This is a genomic window from Veillonella sp. VA139 (assembly GCF_003992005.1).
Taxonomy (GTDB): Bacteria; Bacillota; Negativicutes; order Veillonellales; family Veillonellaceae; genus F0422.
This window is the reverse complement of sequence record NZ_RQVL01000003.1, coordinates 150,727-158,361: the sequence shown is the minus strand read 5'-3', so window position 1 is coordinate 158,361 and position 7,635 is coordinate 150,727. Positions and strand designations below refer to the sequence as shown.

General features: G+C 40.6%; 7 protein-coding genes. All 7 read right to left on the bottom strand.

The genetic code is table 11. The annotated features are described in order from the left end of the window. Positions 1 to 182, bottom strand: a 182-nt coding sequence (locus tag EO125_RS02780; RefSeq protein WP_164726417.1) for a hypothetical protein, incomplete at its 3' end; no start/stop codon positions are given. A gap of 237 nt (positions 183 to 419) precedes the next feature. Beyond that, positions 420 to 2,327, bottom strand: coding sequence for an ATP-dependent zinc metalloprotease FtsH (gene ftsH / locus EO125_RS02775; protein WP_127147559.1), 1,908 nt, complete (start codon positions 2,325 to 2,327; stop codon positions 420 to 422). A gap of 75 nt (positions 2,328 to 2,402) precedes the next feature. Further along, positions 2,403 to 2,939, bottom strand: a complete 537-nt coding sequence (hpt, locus tag EO125_RS02770; RefSeq protein ID WP_127147558.1) for a hypoxanthine phosphoribosyltransferase — start codon at positions 2,937 to 2,939, stop codon at positions 2,403 to 2,405. A 22-nt stretch (positions 2,940 to 2,961) separates the two neighbouring features. After that, positions 2,962 to 4,260 carry a tRNA lysidine(34) synthetase TilS gene (tilS, locus tag EO125_RS02765; protein ID WP_127147557.1) on the bottom strand — a complete coding sequence of 433 codons (1,299 nt, stop codon included), beginning with the start codon at positions 4,258 to 4,260 and terminating at the stop codon, positions 2,962 to 2,964. Beyond that, positions 4,247 to 5,155, bottom strand: a complete 909-nt coding sequence (locus EO125_RS02760) for a phosphatase (RefSeq protein WP_127147556.1) — start codon at positions 5,153 to 5,155, stop codon at positions 4,247 to 4,249. Before EO125_RS02760 ends, tilS begins: the two co-directional genes overlap by 14 nt. A 222-nt stretch (positions 5,156 to 5,377) precedes the next feature. Beyond that, entirely contained in the window at positions 5,378 to 5,677 is a 300-nt protein-coding gene (locus EO125_RS02755) for a septum formation initiator family protein (RefSeq protein ID WP_127147555.1), read from the bottom strand. Positions 5,678 to 5,981: 304 nt separating this feature from the next. Beyond that, the gene (locus EO125_RS02750; protein WP_127068273.1) at positions 5,982 to 7,388 is read right to left on the bottom strand and encodes a pyruvate carboxylase subunit B; all 1,407 of its coding nucleotides are present in this window, start codon (positions 7,386 to 7,388) and stop codon (positions 5,982 to 5,984) included. Positions 7,389 to 7,635 lie beyond the last annotated feature (247 nt).

The window sequence follows — 7,635 nt, the reverse complement described above, 5'->3', positions numbered from 1 at the left end:
TGGTCATCTAATTTAGATAAAAAAACCTCTAGCATCATAATTGCAACACCATTTATTACGGTTGAAAAGTCTTCCATGAGATGGAAGAATGAGTACATTTCTTCATCATTAAATATCTTGTTTTCAGAAAAGTTAAAAAAGTCAGTGCAATTATCTGCTACTTGCTGTAAAATAAATTCCATAAGAAGGTCTCCTTTGCTTTGAGTTTTTTGACACATTCATTGTAACAAAGGATGACCTTCTTTTGCTATTTTATTTTCCCACAAACATTTTACACTAACCTACGCATTTCATTCCCCCTAGCTATGCGAATTTGGTACACCTAAACAAGATTCATTATACGTATAGTATTGAATCCCCTAATATGCACAAAAGGTACCTTCCCCTTAGGGAAGATACCTTGGCTATAGCATCTCAGATTATTCTTTTGATGTATCAATTTTATCGGGCATCACGATACCTGCCGCTTCTAGAGGAGACTTCTTACTGTTTGCTTCCTCTTCTGCTTGTGTCTGTGCCTCTTCTGGACTTAGCAAAGTACCATAGCGATACAAGTTGTCCACCTGCTTAGAATCAATCGTTTCTTCTTCTAATAAAGCTTTCGCCATATTATGTAAAAAATCAATATTTTCTGTTAACAAGTTCATTACATCACCGTAGGCTTCTGCTACGATACGATGCATTTCATTGTCGATTTTTTCAGCTACTGCTTCGCCATAATTGCGTTCAGATCCTAAGCTTTTACCTAAGAAAACTTGCTCTTGGTGTTCTCCAAATACCAATGGTCCTAGCTCATCACTCATACCCAAACGAGTAATCATTTCACGAGCAATGTTCGTCACCATTTGTAAGTCTCCAGAAGCACCACTACTGATTTCTTTCAGTACTATGGCCTCTGCACAACGTCCACCCAAAGCCACGCGAATCTGTGCTAGCAGTTGGGAACGAGTCATATAGTTTTTTTCCTCTTGTGGAAGCATCATGGTGTAACCACCTGCACTACCACGAGGAATGATTGTTACTTTATGAACTGGATCTGCATTCGGCCATAAATGAGCCACAATAGCGTGTCCAGATTCATGGTACGCTGTCAATTCCCGTTCTTTTTCACTCACCACATGACTTCTACGCTCAGGACCATAGCTTACTTTCTCACTAGCTTCTTCTAAATCATGCATGGAAATCGTTTTACGATCTTGACGAGCCGCCAATAATGCTGCTTCATTTAATAAATTGCTCAAATCAGCACCAGTAAAACCAGGCACTTTTTTCGCAATTGTTTTTAAATCCACATCTGGATCCAACGGTTTATTACGAGCATGAACTTGTAAAATCGCTTCACGACCCCGAAGATCTGGACGACCCACTGTCACTTGACGGTCAAAACGACCTGGACGCAATAAAGCTGGGTCTAAAATGTCTGGGCGGTTCGTAGCGGCAATAGTAATAATACCTTCGTTAGCACCGAAACCATCCATTTCTACCAATAATTGGTTCAAGGTTTGCTCTCGTTCATCATGACCGCCACCTAGACCAGCACCACGTTGACGACCTACCGCATCAATTTCATCGATGAAAATAATACATGGTGCATTTTTCTTAGCCTGACTGAACAAGTCACGTACACGAGAGGCACCAACACCAACGAACATCTCTACAAAGTCAGAACCACTGATAGTAAAGAATGGAACCCCTGCTTCCCCTGCTACGGCACGTGCTAACAAGGTTTTACCTGTACCTGGAGGGCCAAATAATAAGACCCCTTTCGGAATTTTAGCGCCGATAGCATTAAACTTAGCTGGATTTTTCAAAAACTCAACCACTTCTTGCAATTCTTGTTTTGCTTCATCTGCACCAGCCACATCTTTGAAAGTCACATTGACTTTGCCTTCTCCTTGCATTTTAGCACGAGATTTGCCAAAGTTCATGACGCGACCAGAGCCACCTTGTGTAGACTGCATCATAAAGAACCAGAATCCAATAATCAATACAATTGGTAAGGCAGAAGTTAATAAGCTTACCCACCACGCTGGTTGTTCAGGCGGTTGCGCCGTTACATCTACACCACCTTCGGACAATTTTGCAAAAATACCTGCATCACTAGGTGCATAGGTAGCAAATTCTGTACCGGATTTTAATTTACCTGTAATCGAATGATCCCCTGTAATTGTGACACTCTCTACATTTTTTCGTTGTACCTCTTGTAGGAACGATGTATATGTAATTTCTGATTTATTTTTAGTACCTTCAGAAAAAGAGTTTATGGCTGCCACTGCGGCCACAATTATCAACAAATAGAGGAGTACGTTTTTTAAGCCTCGCTTCAAATTTTTCTCCTTTCTCATCTATAATCTAAATTGATACTTATTTATCATATCAAATTTTGTCGAATATATCAACGATTATTGATAGACTTCTTCTTTTAAAATGCCGATATAAGGCAGTTGACGATATTTTTCATCATAATCTAAACCGTAACCGATAACAAACTCATCAGGGATGACAAACCCTTCATAATCTACATGAACATCTACTTTACGACGCTCTGGTTTATTCAATAAAGAACAAAGACGAACACTAGCAGCCTTACGAGATTGTAGGTTTTCTAGTAAATAGGACAAAGTGGTACCTGTATCCACAATATCTTCTACTACAATGACGTGTTTTCCTTCTACAGGACGGTCTAAATCTTTTAGAATACGCACAACCCCACTGCTCACAGTGCTACTACCATAACTAGAGCAGGAAATAAAATCCATACTCACATCGCCTTCAATATGGCGCAATAGATCTGCAAAAAAGACAACTGCCCCTTTCAGCACGCCTACAAGGACAACTTCCTTACCTGTATAATCTTCTGTAATTTGACGACCCAATTCTGCCACTCGTTTTTGAATTTGTTCTTCTGAAAGTAATAATTCTTTCACTTCTGGTATCATAGTAACTCCTTATTAGTTAGCTCTATTTCTTTTCTATGTCACTACATAGAACAATCTTAATTGTATCATATGACGTGAAAACTTGCACCTGACGAAATCGAAATTCTTTTCCTTTTGGGCCTTTCACCAGTGAAAGTAAGGCATCTATCACCGTTTGGCTCAACTGTTCTGCTCGTACATAGGAACCTAATACTCGTTTCCATAACCGGCTCACCAAGGCAGTATGCTCGCCCATCAATCCTCGTTTATCCAACACTATGCCCTCTTCAGTATGACTGACATAGTCCATTTCTAACCGTGTCACCGCTTGCTCAAAATAGGAGGCATCACATTGCGCTAATGCACCTAATCGGCACAAAGCATGTACCGTTTGTGGATACCGTTCTACACAAGTAGGTATTAACACTTGGCGAATCCAATTTCTATCATAAGTTGCATCTTGATTTGATGCATCTTCTCCATGAAAACAGTGTAACCACTTAGCATAGTCTTGCAAGACTTGCTTTGGCACAGCCAAACAAGGTCGCCAAATATCACCAGAGAACAGGCTCATCCCTTGTAAGCCTTCTAAGCCTGAACCTCGTAACAGATGCGCTAATATGGTCTCCCCTTGATCATCTAAATGATGGGCTGTCACAATATATTCATAGCCCCGTTCCTCAGCGATATCACGCAAATGAGCATAGCGCAATGTGCGTCCCATCATCTCAAAGGATACACCTTCTATATCCGCCTTCGCTGATACATCTTCCTGTACCGCATAGCAAGGCATACCAAATTGTAATGCATACCATTCTACGAGAGCCACTTCTTCCGTTGCCTCTGGTCGTAACCCATGATCCATGGTAAAGACCCCAATATTTGTGAACCCTTCTATATAGAAATAATGTAGCAAGGCAATAGAATCTACCCCACCAGAGCAAGCGAGCAATACAGGTGTATTCTTTGTAATCACATCATCCATGGATTCCGTCACAGCTTGTCGCAACCGTAACAGAGTAGTCCACATATCTCCGTACAAAGCTTTCTCTTCGCTACGATTCATCGGTCTAGTACAGTGAAACATGCGTTGTCGATACCTATGGTACTGCTCAATACAGCCTTCTTCATACCATTTACTCAACATATGTTGACTATGCTCCACTTGCTCTGCCAACTCTTCCATCGTCAGCAAAGGCACCACCATCTTCACATGTTTCCGTGTTTCATTCGCCTTTTCTACTTCTATCACCGTTTGAAAGTCCCCTTGACTTTCATAGGCATCTAATAAGCTATCCACCAAGGGTGCCCAGGAATAATAACTATCTCTATCTTCCACCATATTGTGATTGCCACCCTTCTAATCCATCGGCCTCGCTGATGACGATGGAGCCAATTTGATACGTATCCATAAGAGACGTAATAATCTCTGCACCTGGCACAATAATATCTACACGACCTGGTTGCAAACCTTTCACTTGCAATCGTTCCTCACGGCTCATATAGCGAAGTTGCAGTATCATCGCCTCGATGGTACCACGGTCTAAACGATGGCCTTGTATTCGTTTCGGATCATAGATCTCCATCTGCAAATCCATAGCCGCCAACGTCGTAGCAGTTCCGCCAATACCGATGAACTCTCCAAAGGTCCCTGCAATAGGTAATTCATCCCACATACGCACTGTTTCTTCCCATACACGTTGTGGCCCCTCTGCGGACATTTCTTGCATACGCACAGCACCAGCAGGATAAGATTTTGCAAAGTACACATGATTTGCATCACCCAAGGCAATTTCCGTACTCCCTCCCCCTACATCAATAGTGGCATAGTGAAAGTCGGGATGTTCATAAACCGTAGCCCCCTTAAATCCATAGGTAGCTTCTTCTTCACCACTTAGCACACGGTACTCCATAGGGCACACTTGTTTGGCTTGTGCTAGAAACTCCTGTCCATTTCCTGATTCTCGAATGGCACTCGTAGCAAGACCAATGCGAATAGTGGCACCATACGCATCTAAGACCTTACAGATTTCTTTAAGTGCTTGTAGACCACGTTCCATACCTCCCTTAGTTAATAGACCATCACTACTACGTTTTCCTAATTGTGTAGTCCATAATTGCTTCGGTTCATTCTGCCACTGCGAACCATCATAAGTGCCCAATAATACTCGAAATGAATTGGATCCTAAATCTACAATTCCTATCTGACTACCTTGTTGCACTATATATTGTTCCATCTATATCACTCAACTTTCTATCCATAATTATGTACATCCGTCTATTATGTAACTACTGTGTACACAAAAGAGACTATAATAAAATATTCATGTTTACATTTTCATTACAGTCCTTTTTTACATGCAGAAACTACCAAGTTCTTGAGACAGCATTATCACAAGATATCTTGGTAGTTTTCCGTTTTTCGACGCACTTGAAGCTATTTTATTACAGCCCCTTTCTTATCGAACATAGGGAACTTCCCCTGGTTTCACTAGACCAAGTTCTTCCCGTGCTACACCCTCGATATGTTTATCGTCTTCTAACAATTTCTTTTGTTCAGATAAACTTTCATTTTCCTTTTTCAGCTCCTGTAATTGTTGCTCCAACTGTTGCTTCTCTTGATGCAAACTATAAATCGTATATATTTGTTGCACTAATACAAGTGCAAACAAGATAACGATAGCGTAGCGCACCTTTTTCCACATACCATTTGCCTTCGCCTTGACAGGCCGACTCGGTCTTTTAGTACCGTTCTCCATGGTCTCCACTCCCAATATATATCTACTCGCTTTATCTATACCTTTTGTCCAGTCTTATGTATAGTTGTATTATAGCATATCTCCACAGTTCCGTGTAAACCTCATTCGCAATAACTAAGTCTCCATACTACATGTTAGCACTACTCATACAAGAGTAATCTCTGGGTTATAGGCCAAAATGATTTGGTATGCTAATCCCTGTCTTTTGTCAAAGAACCCTAACTACCCGCATACCCACGATGTAAATGCAATAAAAAGCGACCCCATAAAGAGGTCGCTTTTTATATGTGAATGTAAGGATTAACTATTCACCTTTGTAGTTCAATACTTTTTGAGTTACAGGTGTTGCATGTTTTTCGAAGTATTGAAGAGCTACTTCTGGGAACATAGCGTATGTTAATACGTCTTCTTCTGTTACGCCAGTGAAACCTTTAGCTTCAAGATCAGCACGCATTTTTTCCATTTCTGGAGCTACGTCATCAGCTGGACGATGAGTGATAGGAGTTTCATCACCAATGATTAATTCTTTGATTTCTGGTTTTACAGCTGCTGGAAGTTGACCGTATTTACCACGAACTAGGTCTTTTACTTCAGCTGGTGTAGTGTTGTAACGAGGCAATCCTTGGGATTGGAACAACACGTTCATCATAGCCATTGTACCAACGATTTGGGATGTTGGAGTTACCAATGGAGGGAAACCAAGATCTTCACGAACGCGAGGCATTTCATCCATTACGTCGAAGAATTTATCAGCCATACCCATTTCTTTCAATTGGTTTTGAGTATTGGATAACATACCGCCAGGAATTTGGTAATGACGAACTTCTGGCAATACTTCATGAGCTGGAGTCAAGCCGAATTCATCAGCGATTTCTTTACGAACGCCACGGAAGTATGTAGCTAATTCACGCATTTTAGCAAGATCTAAACCAGTATCATATGGAGTGTTTTTGAAGATTTCAACGATAGATTCAGTAGCAGGTTGGCTAGTTGCATGACCGAATGGGCTCAATGCAGTGTCGATGATATCAACGCCAGCTTCTACAGCTTTTAAGTAAGTAGCAGATGCTAAACCACAAGTGAAATGGCTATGTAAATCGATATCGAATTTTTCACCAAATTCTTTGCGTAAATCTTTTACTAAGGATTCTGCATCATATGGAGCTAATAAGCCAGACATATCTTTGATGCAAAGGGAATCAATACCCATTTCTTTCAATTCTTTAGCTACTTTTACGAAGCTTTCGTTAGTATGTACAGGGCTGATTGTGTAAACCATAGTACCTTGTACATGCACACCTGCTTTGTTACCAGCTTCGATAGCAGCACGCATGTTGCGAGGATCGTTCAATGCGTCGAAAATACGGATACGGTCCATACCGTTTTCTTTTGCTTTGCGAACGAATGCTTCTACTACATCATCAGCATAATGTTTGTAACCCAATAAGTTTTGACCACGAAGTAACATTTGCAATGGTGTATTTTTTAAGTTTGCTTTTAATGTACGAAGACGTTCCCATGGGTTTTCGTCCAAGAAACGGATACAGCTATCGAATGTAGCACCACCCCAGCATTCCAAAGCATCATAACCAATTTCATCCAATTGTTGTAATGCTGGAAGCATGTGTTTCATGCGCATACGTGTAGCCAAGATAGATTGATGACCATCACGAAGAACTGTTTCTACTAATCTTACTCTTTTTGCACTCATAATCCTTCTCCTTCACATTGACCCTTCCCTATCAAGACTCTACCACCTGATAGAAGGGGAATTATTAAATACATGAGTAACAGTTATCTCATGTATAATGTACATAACTATATTAGACTACTAAACGTGACATTTGTCAACCAAAGTACATGCTTTTTAGTCATATGAATTTTATCGATGTACTACCATGTTTTTCCACTATTTTAGAGGGATTTCAGTATATATATTACGATATTCATTGTCAACT